Origin of the sequence: Rhizobium etli CFN 42 (assembly GCF_000092045.1) — a bacterium.
Lineage (GTDB): Bacteria > Pseudomonadota > Alphaproteobacteria > Rhizobiales > Rhizobiaceae > Rhizobium > Rhizobium etli.
In genome coordinates this window covers 109,446-131,120 of sequence record NC_007764.1, presented here as the reverse complement: position 1 = coordinate 131,120, position 21,675 = coordinate 109,446, and the positions used below count along the sequence as shown (strand labels likewise).

Annotated in this window: 19 protein-coding genes and 3 pseudogenes; 9 read left to right on the top strand and 13 right to left on the bottom strand. The window is 61.6% G+C overall.

The window, feature by feature from the left end:
• The first annotated feature begins 74 nt into the window (after positions 1 to 74).
• Positions 75 to 1,064, top strand: coding sequence for a GlxA family transcriptional regulator (locus tag RHE_RS23470; protein WP_011427750.1), 990 nt, complete (start codon positions 75 to 77; stop codon positions 1,062 to 1,064).
• Here RHE_RS23470 and RHE_RS23465 read toward each other — a convergent pair.
• Positions 1,042 to 1,914 (bottom strand): LysR substrate-binding domain-containing protein, encoded by an 873-nt coding sequence (locus tag RHE_RS23465; protein WP_041678978.1) that lies wholly within the window; start codon positions 1,912 to 1,914, stop codon positions 1,042 to 1,044. The genes RHE_RS23470 and RHE_RS23465 overlap by 23 nt on opposite strands.
• Positions 1,915 to 2,022: 108 nt before the next feature.
• On the opposite strand from RHE_RS23465, the gene RHE_RS23460 reads away from it, so the two are divergent.
• On the top strand, positions 2,023 to 2,919 hold the full coding sequence (locus RHE_RS23460) for a DMT family transporter (protein WP_041678960.1): 897 nt from the start codon (positions 2,023 to 2,025) through the stop codon (positions 2,917 to 2,919).
• 154 nt (positions 2,920 to 3,073) lie between these two features.
• On the opposite strand, the gene RHE_RS23455 is transcribed toward RHE_RS23460, so the two are convergent.
• Entirely contained in the window at positions 3,074 to 3,508 is a 435-nt protein-coding gene (locus RHE_RS23455; RefSeq protein WP_011427747.1) for a hypothetical protein, read from the bottom strand.
• 722 nt (positions 3,509 to 4,230) lie between these two features.
• Here RHE_RS23455 and fdhA point away from each other — a divergent pair.
• Positions 4,231 to 5,421 (top strand): formaldehyde dehydrogenase, glutathione-independent, encoded by a 1,191-nt coding sequence (gene fdhA / locus RHE_RS23450; RefSeq protein WP_011427745.1) that lies wholly within the window; start codon positions 4,231 to 4,233, stop codon positions 5,419 to 5,421.
• A gap of 108 nt (positions 5,422 to 5,529) precedes the next feature.
• Here fdhA and RHE_RS23445 read toward each other — a convergent pair whose 3' ends face one another.
• Positions 5,530 to 6,336: a transporter substrate-binding domain-containing protein gene (locus RHE_RS23445; protein ID WP_011427744.1), complete on the bottom strand. Its 807-nt coding sequence runs from the start codon at positions 6,334 to 6,336 to the stop codon at positions 5,530 to 5,532.
• 123 nt (positions 6,337 to 6,459) lie between these two features.
• Here RHE_RS23445 and RHE_RS23440 point away from each other — a divergent pair, with 123 nt between their 5' ends.
• Together RHE_RS23440 and RHE_RS23435 are read left to right on the top strand one after the other, a co-directional pair.
• Positions 6,460 to 8,832, top strand: coding sequence for a putative bifunctional diguanylate cyclase/phosphodiesterase (locus RHE_RS23440; protein WP_011427743.1), 2,373 nt, complete (start codon positions 6,460 to 6,462; stop codon positions 8,830 to 8,832).
• Positions 8,833 to 8,888: 56 nt separating this feature from the next.
• Positions 8,889 to 9,473 (top strand): cysteine hydrolase family protein, encoded by a 585-nt coding sequence (locus RHE_RS23435; protein ID WP_011427742.1) that lies wholly within the window; start codon positions 8,889 to 8,891, stop codon positions 9,471 to 9,473.
• Positions 9,474 to 9,604: 131 nt separating this feature from the next.
• Here the strand turns inward: RHE_RS23435 and RHE_RS23430 are convergent.
• Positions 9,605 to 10,039: pseudogene (locus RHE_RS23430) on the bottom strand (DUF4010 domain-containing protein); the annotation flags it as partial.
• A 64-nt stretch (positions 10,040 to 10,103) separates the two neighbouring features.
• Positions 10,104 to 10,430, bottom strand: a complete 327-nt coding sequence (locus RHE_RS23425; protein WP_011427740.1) for a hypothetical protein — start codon at positions 10,428 to 10,430, stop codon at positions 10,104 to 10,106.
• Positions 10,431 to 10,584: 154 nt separating this feature from the next.
• Here RHE_RS23425 and RHE_RS23420 point away from each other — a divergent pair.
• Positions 10,585 to 11,417 (top strand): annotated as a pseudogene (locus tag RHE_RS23420) (universal stress protein).
• A 154-nt stretch (positions 11,418 to 11,571) separates the two neighbouring features.
• Here RHE_RS23420 and RHE_RS23415 read toward each other — a convergent pair.
• The 4 genes and pseudogenes from RHE_RS23415 to RHE_RS23405 form a co-directional block, all read right to left on the bottom strand.
• Complete coding sequence (locus RHE_RS23415; RefSeq protein WP_011427738.1) at positions 11,572 to 12,027, bottom strand: pyridoxamine 5'-phosphate oxidase family protein; 456 nt, start codon at positions 12,025 to 12,027, stop codon at positions 11,572 to 11,574.
• Positions 12,028 to 12,229: 202 nt separating this feature from the next.
• Positions 12,230 to 12,609, bottom strand: a pseudogene (locus tag RHE_RS34530) (HAD family hydrolase); the annotation flags it as partial.
• Positions 12,498 to 13,034, bottom strand: a complete 537-nt coding sequence (locus RHE_RS32165; RefSeq protein WP_244425812.1) for a hypothetical protein — start codon at positions 13,032 to 13,034, stop codon at positions 12,498 to 12,500. The gene RHE_RS32165 and the pseudogene RHE_RS34530, both read right to left, overlap by 112 nt.
• A gap of 27 nt (positions 13,035 to 13,061) precedes the next feature.
• Complete coding sequence (locus tag RHE_RS23405; RefSeq protein ID WP_011427737.1) at positions 13,062 to 13,382, bottom strand: TraR/DksA family transcriptional regulator; 321 nt, start codon at positions 13,380 to 13,382, stop codon at positions 13,062 to 13,064.
• Positions 13,383 to 13,597: 215 nt separating this feature from the next.
• On the opposite strand from RHE_RS23405, the gene RHE_RS23395 reads away from it, so the two are divergent.
• Positions 13,598 to 14,422 carry a universal stress protein gene (locus RHE_RS23395; RefSeq protein ID WP_011427736.1) on the top strand — a complete coding sequence of 275 codons (825 nt, stop codon included), beginning with the start codon at positions 13,598 to 13,600 and terminating at the stop codon, positions 14,420 to 14,422.
• A gap of 110 nt (positions 14,423 to 14,532) precedes the next feature.
• Here RHE_RS23395 and RHE_RS23390 read toward each other — a convergent pair whose 3' ends face one another.
• From RHE_RS23390 to adhP, 3 genes are all read right to left on the bottom strand, one after another.
• Positions 14,533 to 15,147 carry a hypothetical protein gene (locus tag RHE_RS23390; protein ID WP_011427735.1) on the bottom strand — a complete coding sequence of 205 codons (615 nt, stop codon included), beginning with the start codon at positions 15,145 to 15,147 and terminating at the stop codon, positions 14,533 to 14,535.
• Between the two features lie 159 nt (positions 15,148 to 15,306).
• Positions 15,307 to 16,029: a CBS domain-containing protein gene (locus RHE_RS23385; RefSeq protein ID WP_011427734.1), complete on the bottom strand. Its 723-nt coding sequence runs from the start codon at positions 16,027 to 16,029 to the stop codon at positions 15,307 to 15,309.
• 247 nt (positions 16,030 to 16,276) lie between these two features.
• The gene (gene adhP / locus RHE_RS23380; RefSeq protein ID WP_187331740.1) at positions 16,277 to 17,350 is read right to left on the bottom strand and encodes an alcohol dehydrogenase AdhP; all 1,074 of its coding nucleotides are present in this window, start codon (positions 17,348 to 17,350) and stop codon (positions 16,277 to 16,279) included.
• Positions 17,351 to 17,547: 197 nt separating this feature from the next.
• Here adhP and RHE_RS23375 point away from each other — a divergent pair, with 197 nt between their 5' ends.
• The gene (locus tag RHE_RS23375) at positions 17,548 to 18,531 is read left to right on the top strand and encodes a zinc-dependent alcohol dehydrogenase family protein (protein ID WP_020922833.1); all 984 of its coding nucleotides are present in this window, start codon (positions 17,548 to 17,550) and stop codon (positions 18,529 to 18,531) included.
• 81 nt (positions 18,532 to 18,612) lie between these two features.
• Here RHE_RS23375 and RHE_RS23370 read toward each other — a convergent pair whose 3' ends face one another.
• Entirely contained in the window at positions 18,613 to 19,680 is a 1,068-nt protein-coding gene (locus RHE_RS23370; RefSeq protein WP_011427731.1) for an ABC transporter ATP-binding protein, read from the bottom strand.
• A gap of 337 nt (positions 19,681 to 20,017) precedes the next feature.
• Between RHE_RS23370 and RHE_RS23365 the strand changes: the two genes are divergently transcribed.
• Entirely contained in the window at positions 20,018 to 21,658 is a 1,641-nt protein-coding gene (locus tag RHE_RS23365) for an extracellular solute-binding protein (protein ID WP_011427730.1), read from the top strand.
• The last annotated feature ends 17 nt before the right edge of the window (positions 21,659 to 21,675 follow it).

Sequence of the window (21,675 nt, the reverse complement as noted above, 5' to 3'; positions counted from 1 at the left end):
GCGACAGGATGAGCGGGGATGCTTTGCAGTTTCGGCGACGATTGATACATTATCGGAAACCTTAGGAGGCGACCTTGCTGCAGCGATCGACGGAACGGCTCGATATCGACCTTCTGATTCTGCCGGAGACGAACCTGATCCTGATCGCATCGGTCATCGAGCCGCTGCGCGGCGCCAATCGCATCGCCGGCACCGAGCTCTATCGCTGGCGGCTGTTGACGCCGGACGGCGCGCCGGTCCCAACCACGAGCCATATCGCCATCCCAACCCAAGGAGCTTTTCGGACGACGACCGAGAATGTGCCATTGTTCGTACTTGCGAGCTACAGCTGGCGCCAAAGCGCGACGCCAGCACTCAAAATGCAGCTCTCGCAAGCTGCCCGCCACCGCTCGATCGTTGCCGGCATCGAGTCCGGCACGTGGCTGCTGGCGGAGGCAAGTCTGCTCGACGGTCTATCAGCGACCGTTCACTGGGAGGATTACGAGGACTTTGCACTCGCCTATCCCGAGGTGAGGGCCGTCAAGGATCGCTTCGTCATCGACGGCAAGCGGCTGACGACTTCGGGTTCGCTTCCGACCGTTGACCTGATGCTGGAAGTGATACGGCAACGGCAGGGTTATTCGCTGGCGCTCGAAGTCAGCCGGCTGTTCCGCTACGAGCAGCCTTCCTTCCATGCCGACGAAACGCTTTCCGCCGCTTCGGCGGGGCTGCGTGCGCATGATCCACGCGTGACGCAGGCGGTGCATCTGATGGAGGAGCATATCGAGCAGCCTCTGGTGTTGGCCCGGCTCGCCCGCAGGGTCGGTGTCAGCGCCCGGCATCTTCAGGACCTCTTCCAGCAGAGCATCGGCGCGCCGCCGCATGTGCATTATCTGGCGCTGCGTCTGAACACGGCGCGCCGCAAGGTGATTGAGACGACGGCCTCCTTCGCCGACATCGCAGCGGCAACCGGCTTCAACTCAGCCTCGGCCTTTGCGAGAAGCTACCGGGCGAGCTTTTCCGAGAGCCCGTCGGAGACGCGGCGCCGCTTGCGCCGCCGCATCATATCATCGGCACCGACATAGGCTGAAACGCGTCCCGCAGCATTTCGGCGAGTTCCCGCACGGCCTCACTGGAGCGGAAACTATTGCGGCGCAGCACGACCTTCGAGGAATCGACCGGCGGGAAGCCATCCCCGGCGGTCAGTTCGCGGCAGCCGGGCGGAATGCTGCTGCGCGAAAGCGTCGTAACGGCAAGGCCGGCTGTCACGGCATTCTTCAGTCCCGAACCGGTATCGGCGATGAAGGCGATCCGGTAGCTGCGGCCGATCTGCTCCAGCGAGCGTAGCGCAAAATCGCGTGACCAGGTGGAATTGCGATAGGTCGCAACCGGCAGGGGATCGATGTCGTGCAGTCGGTGTACCATCGACGTGACCCAGACGGTCGGATCGACACAGAGAACCTCGCCCTTGTTCTGATCGCTCCAGTCGAAGACGACGGCGAGATCGAGTTCGTCCCGTTCCAGGGCCGCAAGGTTGCGGACCGTGTAATCGCAGGAGACAGTCACTTCGACCGCCGGATGGCGAACCGCAAAAGCCGCGAGCGCTGCCGGCAGTACCGTCTGGCTGTATTCCTCGGGAATTCCGATGCGCACCGGGCCGTCAAGCGGCTTGCTGCGGATTGTAGCGGCCGCCTCGTTCAGCAGGTCGATGACCCGACGGGCGTAGGGCACGAGCTGTATGCCCTGACGCGTCAGCAGGACGCCGCGGGCGACGCGCTCGAACAGAGTTTCGCCGATCGCCGCCTCGAGCCTCTTGATCTGCGTGCTGACGGCCGATTGAGTCCGGCCGATGCGCTGGGCAGCCGCGGAGAAATTCGAGGTCTCAGCAACGACCAGGAAGGTTCTGAGAAGATCGCTTTCAACAGGTTCTTGCATGGCCGCCATAGAAAAAATCGATGGTAGCTATCACTACTATTCGTTTGCCTTATGTCAATCGCTGGCGCAGAAATGGGCGGCGTTCGACTTCCTTCTTTGAGAATCTGCGTGACCATTGATAATTCGACCACACGCCTCGCAGGCAGCGAGCATGAGAAGGGTGTGCTTCTCATCGTTGCCGCGACGCTCGCCTGGAGTGCGAGCGGCGTCTATTCGCGGCTGCTTACGACCGACGTATGGACGGCGATCGCCTGGCGGTCGCTGTTCGGAGGCCTGTTCCTGCTGATCCCCTGCCTTTTCCTCGAAGGGGGCATCTCGCGGCGGCAATGGCGTTCCGTCCTCCATCCGTCCGGTCTTGCGATGATTGCCTGCCAGACCTTCAGTCAGGGATGCTTCATCGGCGCGCTCTACATGACCACCGTCGCCAATGTGACGATGATTTATGCGACGACGCCCTTCATCGCGGCCTTGTTCGGCTGGCTCATCCTCAAGGAGAGGGTTGCCAGGCGGACGCTGATCGCCGGCGCCGTGTCCCTCTTCGGCGTCGGCGTCATCGTCGCCTCCTCGATCGGCGGCGGCACCGGCTGGGGCGACCTTCTGGCGCTCGGCATGACCGCCTCCTTCGCGCTCGTAATCATCATTCCCCGCATCGACCCAGGCGTGCCGAGCCTGCCGCCGACTGTGGTCAGCGCTTTCCTGACGCTCGCCATCTTCGCGCCTTTCGGTTCGGTCGGCTCCCTCGATCTGCACAATTGGATCGTCCTTGCCGCCTTCGGGGCGACGAATTTCTCGCTGGCGCTGGTGCTCTTCCTTGCCGGGGCAAAGCGGATGCCGCCGGCGGAGGCGGCACTGATCGGCACGATGGAAATCGTGCTGACGCCCTTCTGGGTCTGGCTGTTGTTTTCCGAGCAGCCGCCGATCGCCACCTATTTCGGCGGCGCGATCATCATCGGCGCTGTGTTCTGGCACACCGCGGTCGACTTCAACCGGGCCCGCCGACCGTAGGCGGCTAGCTGCCGCCTATCCTCCAGTCCACTGAGGCGACGGGTTTGACCGTGTTCGCTCATGCGCCGATGAGCGACCAAGCGATTGCGGCGGCGGCCGCTCCACCCGCCGGAACGGACCAGCCCTTTGTAGCTCCAGGTGGCCTCAGCTTCGATCAGCCAAAGAATGCACGAAGCTGAGCGAAAAACCCGCCTGGTTTGTAAGCCGCCATCTTTCGTACGCGGCGAGCTAGTGTTGCTGCGCTGACGCGTTCCCCGAAATGACAAAAGCAGACCAGGTCGTGCAATTGCTCATCGCTGAGTTCGAAGAACCGCCTGGCTTCTCCATAGCTGTCATTTTCCATTCCTGCCGCCCGCAGAATGGGATCAGCGAACGCAACAGAGATCGGAGTGTCGTCGTCTCGCAAGGCAAGCCGATCTGCAATCGGCTGATATTCGGTTTCGTGAAGCGTCTTGAGAAACGGCCTGGGACTGCGTTCCAGACTGTCGGCCCACCGTTCAAGCCGTTCGCGCCTCGTCATTTCAAGGTGATTATAGGTCGTGCTGACCTTCGCGATCGTTTTCAACTGCTCGAGTGCATGCTGTTCCATTTCGGCCTCCTATCCCCGGAAAAATAGATGGTCCGCTCCCAAAAACAGCCTCGCTCAGGTCACAGCCGAAGTCCAATCACGATTGAAAACGACATCTGCCGCTGGCCAATAGATGTGATCACAAGTGCCACGAGTTCAACGGGGGGAGCCCGACAGCTGCGATCACATCATCCGGAGCGACCCGGAAAACTGCCGCATTCGCGAGATCAACCTGTCGTCCCCGACCGAAAGTGATTGCGGCTTTGCCGCCTGTCGCCTGGAGGTGCACCTATGTCGTTTTTTCGGGCGCCGTTTTCGGTCAGGCATGGTTTTCTGGTCATGTTCACGGCGTTGCCTTGCAAGCTGACGACATGAACATGCGAGGCTGGCCAGCCGCCGGCGCGCTGCCCCGCAGCGGTAGAAGAACTGAAGTCCTGAAAGCGGTCGTCGGATTGATATCCGCAGACCTCGAGACGGATCGAAAGGAGGTTCTGGAGCCCGAAACCAGCTCTTTGCGCAGCAGATCTCCGGATTGCGGCGGGCGATGACGAGCGGAACGACAGGCCAGACCTATCGTGCACACTCTCTCCTCGATCCAGCCTGTCCGCGCCTAGCTGCGAAATTCGACATATCGCCCGATGCGGCGATGTGAATACCGGACTGCAGAGGAGGCAGGCCGGAGGAAAGCTTGCCGTCGACTGCATCGGTTGCAGCTCGAGGCATTCAACACATGGGAGGAATCCATGAGCAAGAATAGAGGCGTCGTCTATCTCCGGCCGGGAAAGGTCGAAGTCCGCGATATCGACGATCCGAAACTGGAAGCGCCCGATGGCCGCCGCATCGAGCACGGCGTGATCCTGAAGGTTATCTCCACCAATATCTGCGGCTCCGACCAGCACATGGTCCGCGGCCGCACGACTGCAATGCCGGGCCTAATCCTCGGCCATGAAATCACCGGCGAGATCATCGAGAAAGGCGTCGACGTCGAGATGCTCCAAATCGGCGACATCGTCTCGGTGCCCTTCAACGTCGCCTGCGGCCGCTGCCGCTGCTGCAAATCCCAGGATACGGGCGTCTGCCTGACGGTAAATCCGGCCCGCGCCGGCGGCGCTTACGGCTATGTCGACATGGGCGGATGGATCGGCGGGCAGGCACGCTACGTCACCATTCCCTATGCCGATTTCAACCTGCTGAAAATCCCGGATCGGGATAAGGCGATGGCGAAGATCCGCGATCTCACCATGCTTTCCGACATTCTGCCCACCGGCTTTCACGGTGCAGTGCGCGCGGGCGTCGGGGTCGGCTCGACCGTCTATGTCGCCGGCGCCGGTCCTGTCGGGTTAGCGGCTGCGGCTTCGGCTCGCATCCTCGGTGCCGCCGTCGTCATGATCGGCGATTTCAACAAGGACCGCCTGGCGCATGCCGCGAAGGTCGGTTTCGAACCCATCGATCTTTCCAAGAGCGATCGTCTCGGCGACATGATTGCCGAGGTCGTCGGCAGCAACGAGGTCGACAGCGCCATCGACGCGGTAGGATTCGAAGCACGCGGCCATTCCGGCGGCGAACAGCCGGCGATCGTGCTCAACCAGATGATGGAGATCACCCGCGCCGCAGGCTCGATCGGCATCCCCGGCCTCTACGTGACCGAGGACCCGGGCGCGGTCGACAATGCCGCCAAGCACGGCAATCTCTCGCTTCGCTTCGGTCTCGGCTGGGCAAAAGCACAATCCTTCCACACCGGCCAGACTCCGGTGCTCAAATATAATCGCCAGCTCATGCAGGCGATTCTCCACGACCGGTTGCCGATCGCCGATATCGTCAACGCTAAGGTCATCCCGCTCGACGATGCCGCCGCTGGATATGAAAGTTTCGACCATGGCGCGGCAACGAAGTATGTCCTCGATCCGCACGGCGAGGTCGCGAAAGCCGCCTGACGAGAAGGATGTCGCGCTAAAGTGCGCAACGGCGCGCTTTAGCTCAAAACGGAGATGGCTGGGAAAACCGGCCATCTCGCAGCAGTCACACGAAAATTCTGTTGCCTGCTACTGGATGCTGAACGGGAAATATTTGGCATTGATCATGTCATAAGTCCCGTCTTCCTTGATCGTCTTCAACGCCTCGTTCAGGCGTGCAAGGCGGTCCTTGTCATCCAGACGCACCGCAATTCCCGCACCTTCGCCAAAATAAGTGACGTCGACCAGATCCGGCCCCTTGAACGCGCAGCAGGTTCCCGCCTTCGTATTGGCGATCCAGTCGTAAATGGCGAGCTTATCCTCCAGGATAATGTCGACGCGCCCGTCCGACAGGCCCTTGTACAATTCCGGCGATGACCGGAATACTGTTTTCTTCATGTCGGGATAGAAATGGTTGGCGTAAGATTCCTGCGCCGTCGACGACGTCACCCCGAGCTTTTTGCCACTGAGGGCCGCGGGGCTGACGTCAGTGATCGGCGAGTCCTTGCGAGCGATGAACACTGACGGACTGTTATAGTATTTCTCGGTGAAAGCGACCTTCTGGCGCCGCTCCAGGCTCATCGACATCGATGAAATGATCGCGTCGTATTTTCCGGCAACGAGATCGGGGATCATGTCGTCCCACTTCTCGATGATGAATTGGCATTCGAATTTGCCGGTCTCGCAGAGGGCATTGGCAATATCGATGTCGAAACCCTGAAGTTTGTTGTTCGCGTCGAGATAGTTGAAGGGCGGAAACGCACCTTCGACGGCCACTCTCATCGGCATCCGCTCTTGCGCGGCCACCGGCAGCGGCGAGGCCACACCCAAAACGACGCCGACCGCGCCCAACATCAGCGCTCCGCGCAACAAAGTCTGAATGGATATTCGCAACATCGCCGGAACCCCCTGGGCGTGATCGATCTCGTCCTATCGTGCGCCGCAGGCTTTAATTCTACGTGAACGCTTATTTGTTAGCGTGGCAATTGCGCCCGTATCGTGGGGTCCAGGGGTCCAGGCTTGCACATCGTTGTTCCTTCCAGCTCCAACACGTTTCAGAAGTCCTGGATCGCCTCGGGAAGAATTCTCTTTCTGATCGCCATCAGCGGGCTCGGAGCGATTGGACTGGTCGTCCTCTCCGCGCTTTGGGCGGGAACAGAAAGCGATGCTGCGGCGCTTGATCGCCAGCGTCAGCTGGTCAATGCGCGCCTGCGGGAACAGGTTGATCAGGTCGCCCACGTCATCGGTCAGTTCGGCAACGGCTATCTTGCCCGCGTTTATCCTGCGTCCCGGTCGGCAGGTGTTTCCTCCAGCCTCGATACGGTTCTGACCGGGGCGGCCGGCAGCGCAATCAGCGAAACCGCAATGTCCGCCTTCGGATACGACCAGGCCTTTGTCGTCGACGACAAGGCTCAGTTGAGCATGCTGACCGATGCGAAAACGGAAAAGCGCTATCGCTGGATGAAGCCTCTGTTTTTGCCGCTCCTTAAAGACAGCCGTCTTACCGCGAGCCAAAGCCCGACATTCACCGACCGAATGCCATCCTCGCTGGAAAGCCGCCGGGCGAGCGCGGTTCGCCCCAACCATGCGCTGGCCAATCTGATGCGGCTGGAGGGGCGGCCGACGATCGTCGGCATCGTCGCCATCAACGAAGCGCCCGAGGGACAGCCGCAGCCGACGCGGCAATTCCTGATCGTCGTGCGGTTTCTCGATGGTGCGGCCCTCGACGAATTGAGCCGGCAGCAGGGTCTCAACGGGGCGCGCTTTGCCCGCACCGCCGATGCTGACGAAAACGAGGTTGCGTTCCAGATCGACGCAACGGCAAATGGTGAACCGATCGGCTTCATCGTATGGCGACCCGATCTTCCAGGTTCACGGGTGATCGGCCGATTGATGCCGGCGCTTTCGATTGCGGCCCTGGTGATCGCCGTGCTGTTTTCGGTGCTGCTCGTGCGGCTGCGGAGCAGTCTGGGCGAGTTGAAGCGAAGCGAGTTGCATGCAAGGCAGCTGGCCTTGCATGACGTGCTGACCGACCTTCCCAACCGCGCTTTGTTCGCCATGCGGTTCGAGGAGTGCCTGGCCGAAACGCGGTATTCGACCGAGCGCTCGGCCGTCGCACTTCTCGACCTCGACCGCTTCAAAGCGGTGAACGACACGTTCGGCCATGCCGCCGGTGATGAGCTGATCAGGATGGCCGCGGAGCGGATCCGGTCCGTCCTTCGCCCAGGCGACACGCTCGCCCGGCTCGGGGGCGACGAATTTGCCCTGCTTCTGCGCGACATCAGGGATGACGATCAAGTCCTGCTGTCCATATGCGACGCGATCGTCGCCGAACTTGGCAGGCCCTTCCCGCTCCTGAGGGGCGAAGCGGTCGCCCGGGTCGGCGGCTCGATCGGCCTCACCATCGTGCCCGATGCCGGGCGAACTGCCGATGACCTCATGCGTTATGCCGACGTCGCGCTTTACGAGGCAAAGATGGGCGGAAGAGGCCAGTGGCGCGTCTATTCCCCTTCCATGGACGGGGGCAGAAATGCGCGCGACATTCTCAAGAACGAATTACGCGAAGTTCTGGCCAAAGGCACGGCCTCGTCCGCTGACAGTGCCCAAACCGGCTCGGGCAGCACCAGGCCGGATTTCGGATCGCTGGAGGTCTATTACCAGACGGTGCATCGCGCCGAGGGTGGATACGCGGCCTCAGGCGCGGAGGCTCTCGTGCGCTGGCGTCACAGTCAGCGCGGACTGCTGACCCCCGCGAGCTTCATCCCTGCTGCCGAGGAGGGCGGCCTCATCGACGCCCTCGGTTTCTGGGTCCTGCGCGAAGCCTGCAAGGCTGCCTGCAAATGGCCGGTAGAGACCTTCGTGGCGGTCAACGTGTCGCCGGCTCAGCTCAGAAGACCGAATTTTGCCGAGGAAGTCTTCACCGTTCTTGAAGAGACCGGCCTGCCGCCATCCCGCCTCGAGCTCGAGCTCACCGAGTCCTCGCTGATCGAGGATAATTCGGATGTATATACGGTCCTGAAAACGCTGCGCAGCCGGGGCATTCAAATTTCTCTCGATGATTTCGGCACCGGCTTTTCATGCCTCAGCCACCTGGTGCGTTTCGACATCGACCGCATCAAGATCGATCGTTCCTTCGTCTCGCAGCTTGGCGCAAAAGCCAACGGCGCGGCCATCATCGGCGCGATCGTCACCCTCAGCCGCAACCTCGGCATCTCGACAACGGCGGAAGGTGTCGAAACCGAATATCAGCGCGACTTTCTGACCGCCCTCGGCTGCACCGATCTCCAAGGCTATTTCTTCTCCAAACCGGTTCCGCTTCGCGAACTCGACTGCTTCGCCAAATCGGAGGGCGGCGCCGGACCACGAACAATCGCCTCAGGAGCCATTGCCTAAAGCGGGAACTTTCGTTCCGGGCAGCGGTTGACGCCCGAAGACGAAGGGAGGATGTGATGGCCGGGATCGGCGAGTGGCGGCATCTTTGCGTCGACATGCAGCGCATGTTTGCGGAAGACACCCCATGGCACGTGCCCTGGATGGTTCGGATCTCTCCGCAGATCGAGGAACTTGCCGGCCGGCATCCGTCCCGGACGATTTTTACGCGCTTCGTGCCACCCCAGCATCCGGACGCGATGCCGGGGAAATGGCGCGACTATTACCAGAAATGGTGGATGATGACGGGCGAGCATCTGCCGCCCGAGCTCGTCAATCTGGCTTCCTCGCTGGCCTCGCTTGTTCCGCCGGCACGATGCTTCGACAAACGCACCTATTCACCGTGGATCGACGGCCGCCTCCATACGCTTCTTCAGTCGGAGCGGGTCGACACCCTTGTCATCACCGGCGGGGAGACGGATGTCTGCGTGCTTGCCACGACCCTCGGCGCCATCGATCTCGCCTATCGTGTCATCCTGCTGAAGGATGCTGTCTGCAGCAGCGCCGACGACACTTATGACGCGTCGCTGGAACTGCTGCACGATCGTTTTTCCGTCCAGCTGGAACTCATGGAGACCGACGCATTCCTGAGCGACCTCGGCTGAGGAGGCCTTGCGCGGGCATCCGGTGGGCGATTTCACTTGATATGCGTCAAGGCAGGTGGCTCCGCATGGGGACAGAATGTCCGACAGCCTGCGCCACGAGCCCGGCGGCTTCCCGCGGCAGGTTTACGAGTTCAACCGATCCGGAGAAAAGCAATGTCGTTGAAGCTGATCAGTGGAATGATGAAGTCGTCCGGCGCCGCATCCGCAGGCACGTCGACGACGGCAAGCAGCAGAGCAAAACGCAACACGACCATCACCTCCAACGGATTTTTCGGTGAAAAGTCGGGGCCGTCGTTGGAGCGCGGCGAGAAGTCGGCGAGGCCGCCGCCGATGGCGAGCACTGCGGCAGCCGGTCCGAGCAATGCCGCAAGCTCCATCAACACACCAGGTGCGATGACACCGCAGATCAATAGCACACGTCTCAGGGATACGGCCCCCGCCAGCATCGCTCCGGCCGCAAGCAGCGGCGAGAGGGCGGGCGTCTGCTTCGATTGACGGGCAAAGGAAAGCGTCAGTGCCGTCGAGGAGACGATACCGCCGCAGGCACCCGTCAGCAGCAGGCCGGCTCCTGGAACCCGCCTACAGGGAGGCCCTTGATCGCAAGGCGAGAAAGAGATGGAGCAGTGGCTCCTAATGGCCTTGCTGAGGATCTTGGCTGCCGGTTCGCCCCTCGTCTTCTGCCTGTTCCACAGCTGCGCTCAACAGCTGGAGTGCGAACTCCTTTGCGGCCTTTTCGTCGTCCGCGCATAGCTTCAGCGGGGCGCACTTTTCCTTCAGATTGCGAAGGAGCTTGCGGCGAAGCCTGAAAACCAGATGCGGATCCGTTTTCGCGAGAAGCTCCTGCAGACAGGTGACGGCAACCACTTCGAACATCAGCAGCCTGCCTTCGACTTCACCTTGCGAAGGGATGGGGAAGCGCTCACCGCCCCGCTTCAAATCTCGCTCCGTCGAAAGCATCTGCCGCCTCCAAACTGATACCGGGCCTGCCCGGAAAGTCCTGCCAGGGAAGAACAGCCTACACAGTTAAATCGGCATCGCTTTGACGAAGGTCAAGGAACGCTCTGCCGTGGCTGCTACGCTTTCTCCTATCCAACCAGAGAGGTATATCGACATGACCATCCGGACGGTACTGAATATCGTCAGCGTCAATCAGTTCGAGGAAGACCTGAAAACCGCAGTCGATTTTGCGGCGCTCATGGCGCACATCTCAATGCGATGGTGATTTCGCTGGGAGCGCCTCCGATGATCGGCGAGTATAACGCCATCTCTACCGTCTGGATCGAAGAGCGCCAGCGCGAAATCGACGCGCTCTCCGAAAAGACCGACGAGATCAAGACTATTCTCGGCCGAAGCGGAATCTCCTACGAAGTCCAGGACGTCTATACGGAGTTTGCATGGGCTGGCGAGGACATTGCCGAGCGGGCGCTTTACGCCGATGTCGTCCTGGTCGGACGGCAGGCGGCCCGGGACGACCAGCTGCGCAAAAGGATCATCGACGGCGCACTCTTCCGGACGCCAACCCCAATTCTCATCAACCGCGGAACACGGCCGATGAATTCGCCGTGCAGGTCGGTTTTGCTGGCCTGGGATTCGAGCGACGAGGCGTCGCGCGCAGCCCGGCAGGTGCTTGATCTGCTCAAACAGGCAGACATTGTTTATGTCACTCTGGTGGATCCGGTTGCCAGGATGCGCGCGAATGGCGAGGAGCCGGGCGCCGATATCGCCACCTATCTTGCCCGTCATGGCGTCAAAGTTCAGGTGGACCGCATTGCCAGTGGCGGACAGCGCGCAGACGAGGCTCTTCGGCAGCACGCTGTCGATACATCGGCCGATCTGATCGTCATGGGCGCCTACAATCATCCGCGCTGGCAGCAGACGATATTCGGCGGCGTGACGCGCAGGATGATCGAAGAGGCCAAGGCCCCGATTTTCATGGCCCATTGAACGGGCAGACCGCGAGCCGACCTCGGAGGAGGAGGCCTGCGGTCGGAGCCAGGCCGCATCGGCAATGATAACACCACGACAATTCAGCGCTGCAGGAGCCGCCCCGCAGCGCTGTAATCTTTGAACCGCCCCCATGCGTTCCCAAAAGCGCGCGCTAGTCGACGGCGAAAGCGGTTCGGCCCGACAATGACCGCACAAGGATTCCAAAGAAAATGTGCGGAGATTTGCCGAAGACTGGAACTTCTTGTGGTTTAAGCGAGCCGACTTCCCACCAGTCCGAGTGTTTCTGCAACATTTCCCAGGCGTGCAGGCGTTCGCTGCGCCAAACTTCGGTATCTGGAAACTCCTCGAACCTTCCTTCAGCGATGACGCTCCTCCAGCCCGAGCCCGCCCGCTGATCGACCTGCAGACAAACCTTGTCGTTTTCGCGCATCCATTCCAGTTTGCGGCCGGGCATCGAAAAACAGTATGCGACGCCGCTGTCATAGGCGAAATAGATGGGGACGACATATGGCTGGCCGTCCTTGCAGCAGGCCAGGTGCCCAAAGCGCGTCTCTTCCAGGATGGCGTAGCATTCGGCCAAGGTGAATTCCCGTAAACCCAATGACATGAGGTGCTCCTTTCACCTGATCGCCAACGTATTGTAGGTTGACGCCCGCCTCGTGCATTGATGAAGCGCAATTTCCGAGACCAAGACAAGGAAGCAACCGAAGAGTCTTTGACAGATGCCGGCCTGCCGCAGCGAGCACCTCGCCAAGCCTTGCTGCGGTATTCAAGGTCGCCGGACGACAGCCGCTATGCCTTGTCAGCAATCAGTGAAGGGCTCGCAACGCGTTCATGATGACTGCAACATCAATCACTTCCTGCAGCATCGCGCCGGCGACCGGAGGCAGATATCCCAATCCCGCGGCGATCATTGCAAGGATAGACAGGCCCATCCGGCAAGGACGCTTTGCAGTGCGATATTGCGCGCGCGGCGGGCGGTTGTGATCGCATCTACGATGCCTCGAAGGCTATCCCTGACAAGGACAATGTCGGCCGCCGCCAGGGCCGGAGCATCGTTCACCCCGTCACCGACCATTAGCACCGATCCGCCAGCGCGCTCTTCCTTGATGACGGCCACTTTGTCGGCGGGCGAAAGGCGCGCTTTGACGGCGCCGAGGCTGAGGGTGGAGGCGACCGCCGCCGCAACCTGCGTGCCGTGCGCGGAATTTTCGCCAGGAGATCGGACATGCCCTCGTCGGCTCGATGGTGCGCGTAAGCCTCCAGGAACTGGCCGCCGGCGTACATCACGGCAACGATCGCACCGGCCAGATTCTCGCCGAACCACAGCGCCGAAGCCATCGCAACGGCGGCGAGAAAGTCCAGCCCGAACTCTCCGGCACGAAGTCCTGCAACGACGTCCACGGCAAGAGACAGCAATGTGACGACAATACATCCGGCAAGCACATAGGAGGATGCCGCCGGCAGGCTGGCAAAACGGAAAGCGATGGAGGCGACAATGCCAAACGTCGACAGCAAAATGAGGACAACCGGACGAAGTTGGCGCAATGGGTATGACATGATCGTTGGCCTCGCACCCCTTGGACCGGAGAGATCCAGATTGCTCGCGGTCATGTCAGTCCCCGGCGTCCCGGTCGGCTGCTAGCCCGCCAGGCGAGCACAGGTCACGCAATAGGGGGTGTAGGGAATGGCTTCCAACCGGCCCGGGTCGATCGGGTCGAGGCATCTGACGCAGCGGCCAAAGCTTCCGTGATTCAGGCGCTCGAGAGCCGCGTCGATAGAGATGATTTGCTCACGTGCTTCCTTCCGCATTTCCATCAGCACCTGATCGTTTTCGAGCTGGGTCACACGATCTTCGCTATCCGGGTCCAGAGCGGCAGCAAGGTCGGCATCGATCGCCGACACCCGGCGCTGCAGATCCGCTCTCAAGGTCTTCAGTCTGTTTTCCATCTTTTCGCTCATCGATGTTCTCCCTGCTGCAGGACCGGCGGCATATGTCTCAACCGGCCGGCGGCCATCCACAAATCACTGATCATCACCGTAGAGCCTCTGAGCAGCGCTGCATTGATCGGCATCAACGGATGTGAGGCGCCCGGCTTGAGGCATGTCAATGCGCAATTCCGAGCAGCTGTCAGGGTCGCGACATCAGCTATCGCACTCTCCTCCGGAGGATTGTCATGAAACAGCATATCTTTGTTCCGCTCCTCACCTATCCGGATGCGACTTCGGACGTCATGATCGCCAATGCCATCGCACTTGCGCGCCACATGCAGGCGACACTCACGGTCTGTGCGGTCGAGATCACCGTTCCGGATGTCTCCAATGCGCTGTCCTCGTTGATCATCGATGCGGCGCAGATGGCGCGGGAGGCCGGAGCGCTGAGCCGCAAACGCGGTTCCGTGCTGACGCAGAAGGCGATGGACGAGGCAAGGGCGGCTTCCGTCGATCTGCGGACGCGCAAGATCAAGGTTGAAGAACCTTTCGTCGTCGAAGCGCTGGCAGAAGCCTCGCGCGCCTACGATCTCGTGCTTCTGGAACTGGCGGGACTCTCCCGTCCGATCGTCGAGGCGGTGTTGTTCGGATCCGGGCGACCGCTCATCCTTTATCCACCCGCACCTTTCGGCGGCCGGATCGATCATGTCGCCATTGCGTGGGACGGCAGCCACGCGGCTGCGCGGGCGGCCCATGATGCCTCGATCTTCCTGGAATGCGCGTCCAAGGTCTACCTGCTCACCGTCATCGACGAAAAGCCGGTGACATACGAAACGGGAGATTATCTCGTCGAGAACCTGCTGAAGAGCGGCGTGGTGGCCGAGGTGGCGCAGGTGCGCGCTCGTGACGAGCCGGTTGGCGAGGTGCTGCAGAACAAGGCTTTCGAACTGCGGGCCGACCTTCTCGTCATGGGCGGCTTCGGTCATTCGCGACTGCGAGAATTCGTGCTCGGCGGCGCCACCCGGGCAGTGCTGACCAGCATCACCCTGCCTATCCTACTGTCGCATTAGGAGAGTGCGGGGCCCTGTTCAAGGATCGGCCCGGCGAGGGCAAGGTGCTGTAGACGCTCATGTTCAGCGAGAAGAGTCTCTCCACCCGGGGCGTCTGGGCATCAAGCGCATCATCGGTAACGACATGCTGGACCATGCTTTGGCTCACACGTCGCATCACGGTGATCTTTGTCTTCACCCGGCGGTTGATCGCCGATTGCATCAGCGGCACGAAGCCGATCTGCGGCAGGAAGACGACGGCGACGGCAAGCGCCATCAGTGGCTGCAGGAAGATCAAATAGCAGCCGACGGCGACCAGAATCCCAGCCTGCAACAGCGGCTCCCGAGATGCTGGTGCCGACGAAACCGCCGACCGGCTCCGCCTCGGCGATAATGATCGAGAGCTGAACGCCTTCGGCAAGCGCATCGAGGGGCGCTTCTTCCGATCGCTGCGAAGCGGCGAGCGCCGACTTGCGCAGCCAGCGGACCGCGATTTCCCCGACCCAGCCGCGATAGACGTTCAACATCAGCTTGGTCAGCCCCTCCAGCAGGACAAGCCCGAGATAGGCAAGGACGAGGATCAGGATTGCCCTATAGGAGCCGCGCTCAGTGGCTGCATTGATGATGCGCCTCTGGATTTCGAGCGGTGCCGTGCCGGCGAGGAAAAAGAACGATGGATAGGGCTGCAATCGCCATCTGATGTAGCGGCTGATGAGAAGCACGAAACCGAGCAGACTTTTCGGCATTTTAGCGTCTCGCTCCCATATGTGTCCGCGCGAGAGGTTTGGGCAGGCCGCAGCCCGCGCCGCGACAGCGTGCCTCGCGCGTCAGAACGGCCGGCGCCATCGCGAACGGCGGGTGCCGGCTTCCGCTTTTTGCGGCGCCCCCCTGCCGGCTGACCAAATTCACGCCTGGCTGGTTTCGGCGTCCGGCGGCGGCAGCGCGATGCCGTAATAGGGATCGACCCAGACGAGCTGATCCTTGACTGACGTGACGCCCGCAACATTCTCGACGGCGACTTTTGCGGCGAGACGCTCCCGTTCGTCGAAGACGGTTCCGGTGAGCTCGGCAATACCGTCGGTCACGCGGGAGTGGATGAAGCCGTTGCGGCTCCAGCTCTGCTTTGCCAGCGCTGCCTCGATCGCCGCCTGGATCTGCGCATCTCCGGCAGACGTGGAAGTGGCCGGCAGCGCCTGCGAAAGCGCGCGCAGCAGATCGGAGCGGGCGACGATGCCGACGAGCCTGCCACCCTCCACGACCGGCAGGCGCTTGATCTCCTGGCGCTCCATCAGCCGCACCGCATCGGAAAGGGAGGCGGTCGGGGCAATCGCGCTGACCGGCGCTGTCATGACCTCCTCCACCCGCCGCCCGTGCGTGCGCACATATTCCGCGGCGATCCTTCCCGAGCTTGTCAGCCATTCGAGCAACCACGACCGTTTGCGCTCGGTGCTCAGTTCGCTGCGGCGCAGGAAATCCCCCTCGCTGACAATGCCGACGAGCGCACCGTTGGCACCGACGACCGGCAGGCCGCTGATCCTGTTGTCGAGCATCAACCTGGCCGCTTCGGCTACGGAGGCGGATGCCGTTACGGTGATCGCCGGCGACGTCATGATGGCTTGAACGAGCATGGTTCACTCCCGATGAGACAAGCGTCCGTTTCACGTCGGGCGGACATGGTCTCAAGCATTTGAATGGGCAGGCGCTTGCCGGCGAACCCAATGGGAACAAGCTAGCGGCGATGCAGTCCGAATTCTTTGATCGACGTCAAATTTGAGCGTCGGCGCTGACATATATGCGGACATCCCGCCGCGGCTTGCCGGCATGCGAATGTGTAGGCCGCTCTCCCTATGGCAAAGGCAGCGGCCTACGGACAGGCTATGCGGCGGATTGCTCTGCCGCTGCGGATACGCCCGCCTCCCCAGCGATATCGAGCACCATGCGACCTTCGATCGTTCCCGCCTTAAGGCTGGCGAAAATATCGTTGACATCGTCGAGAGGCGCCTTGGCAATCTCGGCGCGGACCCTTCCTTCGGCGGCGAAAGCCAGGGCTTCGTCGAGATCGCGGCGGGTGCCGACGATCGAGCCGCGGATGGTAATGCGCTTCAGCACGACGTCGAAAATCGGCGTCGGAAAGTTGCCCGGCGGCAGGCCGACGAGGCTGACGGTGCCCTTGCGCCGCACCATGCCGAGAGCCTGCGAGAAAGCCGGTGGCGAGACGGCGGTGACGACCACGCCGTGCGCTCCCCCATTCGTTGCCTTCAGCACCTTTTCGACCGTGTCCTCGGCGCGGGCATTGAGGGCGAGATCGGCGCCCACCTGGCGGGCGAGATCGAGCTTGGCGGCGGCGACATCGAGCGCCACCACCTTGAGGCCCATCGCCTTGGCGTATTGGATTGCGACATGACCGAGGCCGCCGACGCCCGATATTGCCACCCACTCGCCGGGCCGCGCCTCCGTCTCCTTCAATCCCTTGTAGGTCGTCACGCCGGCGCAGAGGATGGGAGCGATCTCGGCGAAATCGAGGCCGGCCGGCAGGCGGGCTGCGAAAGCGGCCGAGGCGACGACATATTCAGCAAAGCCGCCGTTGCAGCTATAGCCGGTATTGTGCTGATGCGCGCAGAGCGTTTCCCAGCCGGTCTCGCAATATTCGCAGCGCAGGCAGGCATCGTGCAGCCAGGCGACGCCGACGGCATCGCCTTCCTTGAATTCGGTGACATCAGGACCGAGGGCGGCAACAATGCCGGCTGCTTCATGACCGGGAATGAACGGCGGCACCGGCTTGACAGGCCAGTCGCCCTCGGCGGCATGCAGATCGGTATGGCACACCCCGCAGGCGGCAACCTTCACCAGGATTTCACCTGGACCGGGAACAGGAATCGGCACGCATTCGATTGCAAGCGGCTTGCCGAATTCGCGCACCACTGCCGCCTTCATCATCTTGCTCGTCATGATCTTCATCCCTTCGCGATGGTTATCCCGGTCGGATCATGCTTGCGATGGAAGCGCCGCTCATTGAGCTATCGCAAAGAGCGGGAGGGAACATCGCGCTGATCGCGCTTGAAGCTTGACGCCGGCCAAAGCGCGCTCATCATGGGGTTTCCCTTTGTCCCCTGCGCAACGTGGCATCACCAACGGGAGGAGGACGCGTGAAGGCAATGATCCTCGAAGCGGTCGGGTCTCCCTTGCGCCCGGTCGAGCGGCCCGATCCCGTGCCGGGACAGGGGCAGCTGATGCTGAGAATGGAGGCCTGCGCCGTCTGCCGGACCGACCTTCACGTCTGTGACGGCGATCTTGACAACCCCAAGCTCCCGCTCGTTCCCGGCCACGAGATCGTCGGCATCGTCGAGGCGGTCGGGGAGGGGATCGCCTCGTCGCGGATTGGACAAAGGGTCGGCGTACCATGGCTTGGCCACGCTTGCGGATCCTGTTCCTTTTGTCGGGCCGGAGAGGAAAACCTCTGCGACCGGCCGCAGTTCACCGGCTATACGCGCGACGGCGGCTTTGCCACCCATGTCGTCGCGGATGCCGACTATGCCTTCGCGCTGGACGCTCAGGCTGATCCTGTCGCTCTTGCCCCGCTGCTCTGCGCCGGTCTCATAGGATGGCGTTCATTGAAGAAGGCTGGCGACGGCGCTAGGATCGGGCTCTACGGGTTCGGTGCGGCCGCTCATATCATCGCCCAAATCTGCCGCTGGCAGGGCCGTGAGGTCTATGCGTTCTCGAGAGCAGGCGATGTTGCGGCGCGCCGTTTTGCCCTCAGCCTCGGCGCTGTCTGGGCGGGAAGCTCCGATGAAAGCCCGCCGGTCATGCTGGATGCGGCCATCATCTTCGCTCCGGTCGGAGCGCTCGTGCCGGCGGCCTTGAAAGTCGTGCGCAAGGGCGGCAGGGTCGTCTGCGGAGGCATCCATATGAGCGACGTTCCGGCGATGCCCTATGCCTTGATCTGGGGCGAGCGAAGCGTCGTCTCGGTCGCAAACCTCACGCGTGGCGACGCGGAGGAATTCTTTCCCGTCGCCCGTCAGGCAGGCGTCAGGACCCACACGACCGTCTATCCGCTTAGCGACGCCAACCGGGCGCTCGACGATCTGCGTGCCGGCCGGTTGAGCGGGGCAGCGGTGCTGACACCGTAAAACGCAAACCGCCTTCGTGCGAATGGGCGATCATCGCGGCTCCTCACCCGGCGAATGCAGATTGCCGGGACATCCATGGCCTCAATCTCGCCGCAGCGTCTGACCTGACTCCGCATCGAACAGATGGAGCTTGCCCGGCCGAGGGGCTATCGTCACGACCTGACCCGGCTCGAAATCGTGACGTTCGGACAGCACCGCGACAAGCTCGCCGGAGCCGTAGCGCAGGAAGACCATCGTCTCGTGGCCGGTGGGCTCGGTGACGTTGACGATCGTTTCCAAGCCGCCCGGGCTGAGCGACAGATGTTCGGGGCGTACGCCGAGAAGCACAGACTGTCCGTCAGACGCCTCCGGTGTGAAACCGAGCGCAATCTCGTCGCCTGTCTCGGTCACGAACGACGCACCATCGGCCTTGTAGCGACCGTTCAGCAGATTCATCGACGGCGAGCCGATGAAGGTGGCCACGAACGTATTGCGCGGACGGTCGTAAAGCTCCAGGGGCGTTCCGGTCTGCTCGATCCTGCCGCCCTGCATGACGACGATCTTGTCGGCCATGGTCATCGCTTCGACCTGATCATGGGTGACGTAGATCGTCGTGGTTCTCAGTCTTTGGTGGAGTTCCTTGATCTCCTTGCGCATCTGCACGCGCAGCTTGGCGTCAAGGTTCGACAGGGGCTCGTCGAACAGGAAGACCTGCGGTGACCTGACAATGGCTCGTCCCATCGCCACGCGCTGCCGCTGGCCGCCGGAAAGCTGGCGCGGATAGCGGTCAAGATAGGGCACCAGGTCGAGTGTTTCAGCCGCCGCCTGCAGACGCTGCTTGATGACATCGGCCGGCTGCTTCTGCAGGCGCAGCGCAAAGACCATGTTCTCGGCAACGGTCTTGTGCGGATAGAGCGCATAACTTTGGAAGACCATCGCGATATCGCGATCCTTTGGGGGCAGATTGTTGACGATCTTTCCTCCGATCGAGATGGTGCCGCCGGTAATGCTTTCGAGCCCTGCGACCATGCGCAGCAAGGTCGACTTGCCGCAACCGGACGGACCGACGAGCACCACGAACTCGCCGTCGCGAATGTCTATATCGACCCCATGCAGGATATTTAAGGCGCCATAGGCCTTCCGCGCCTCTGAAATATTGACCTCAGCCATATGCCTCCCACTCGCTTTCCGGTCACCCCCGGCACAGATTCCAGGGGATGAATCTCTCGACAGTATCCAGAGTATGAGGCCCAGCGAAAGCGCGCTCTGCCAGACCTGAAATACCTTCGAACCTCCTCCATGAAACGTTTCATTTTTTATTGACTTTTTCCGCTTCCCGTCTAATGCTCAATGACGAGACCGAGAGGAGCGGTTTCGAACAAGAATTATGAAACGTTTCATTTTCTTGTTTACCAGATAGTTCTGCACGAGACCAGTCCCAAATTCGGGCCGGAGCCCATCCGGAACACTGGCTGGCGGCAGCGCACCAAACGTGGAGGAGGAAGACATGAAAATCGAAATTTACGATGCATTGATGCGCCGTCAGGCAAGTCGCCGCGACGTTTTGCGCGGAACGGCAAGTGCGGCGGCTCTGCTCGGCCTGTCCGGCGCGATGGGCGGAATTGCCGGCACCGCATTCGCCGCCGATGATCTGCGCGCCCAGATCCTGCAGATTCCCGGCGTCGGCAAGGGCTCGCCGACGGACGCAGACTGGCAGAAGGTCGGTGAGCTCTGCCTCGGTCCGACCAAGGCCAATGTCAAGCAAGGCGAGTTCGCCGGTGTCGAGCTGACCTTCATGGGGCTCAACAACCAGAACCTCCACAACTTCCTGTTCCGCGGCTTCCTGAAGCCGTGGGAAGCCTATACCGGCGCCAAGATCAACTGGATCGACCTTGCCCAGGCCGATTACAACGCCCGTCTTCAGCAGTCGATCGCAACCGGCACTGTCGATTTCGACATCCTTGAAATGGGCGCGCCTTTCGAAGGCGACACCGCCGGACGCGGGCTTCTCGACGAGATGCCTGATTGGGCTGCAAAGCAGGTCGAAGCCGACGACCTGGTGAGCTACCTCAAGCCCCCGGTCGGCACCTGGGACGGCAAGACCTATCGCGTGACGATCGACGGCGACTGCCACACCTTCGCCTATCGCAAGGACTACTTCGGCGAAGGCTCGATCAGCGGCATGGCCGAGCCGCCGAAGACCTGGCAGGACGTCAACGCAGCGTCCAAGGCGCTGATCGGCAAAACCGATCCGTTGACCGGTCAGCCGGCCTATGGCTATCTCGATCCGCTCAAGGGTTGGGGCGGCTTCGGCTTCTATTTCATCGAAAACCGTGCGACGGCCTATGCGAAATATCCCGGTGACCCGGCGTGGCTGTTCGACCCCGAAAACATGAAGCCGCTGGTCAACAACCCCGCCTGGGTCCAGGCGATCCAAGACGTACTGGATCTGATCGCCGCAAAGGCCTATCCGGCCGATCAGATCAATGCGGATCCCGGCACCACCGCCTTCTCGCAGTTCCTCGCAGGCACCGGCGCCATGCTGATGTGGTGGGGCGACGTCGGCTCCAGCGCACGGACCTCGGACACTTCGGTCGTCGGCGACGTGGTCGGCTTCGGCATCAACCGCGGCTCCAACCGCGTCTACAACCGCAAGTCCGGTCAATGGGAAGACAAGTATAACGAAGCGCCCAACATGGCCTATCTCGGCTGGGGCATTTACGTCACCAAGCGGGTCTCCAGCGACGAGAAAAAACGCAAGGCGGCCTGGTCTGCCGCAGCCCATCTCGGCGGCAAGGATCTTTCCCTGTGGACGTCGGCCTATCCATCCGGCTTCCAGCCCTATCGTCAGTCCCACTTCAACTATGACGAATGGGAAAAGGCAGGTTACGACCGCGCCTATATCGAGGATTATCTGGGCTCGAACGCCGACAGCTACAACCACCCGAACGCAGCGATCGAGCCGCGCATCCCCGGCATCTTCCAATACTACTCCGTTGCGGAGGACGAATTGGCGAAGGGCTTTGCCGGACAATACAAGTCGGCACAGGAAACCGCGGATGCGATTGCCGCCGCCTGGGAAAAGATCACAGACCAGATCGGCCGCGATAGCCAGCTGAAACTCTATCGGGCGAGCCTCGGGCTCTGATCGATTGACATAAACGC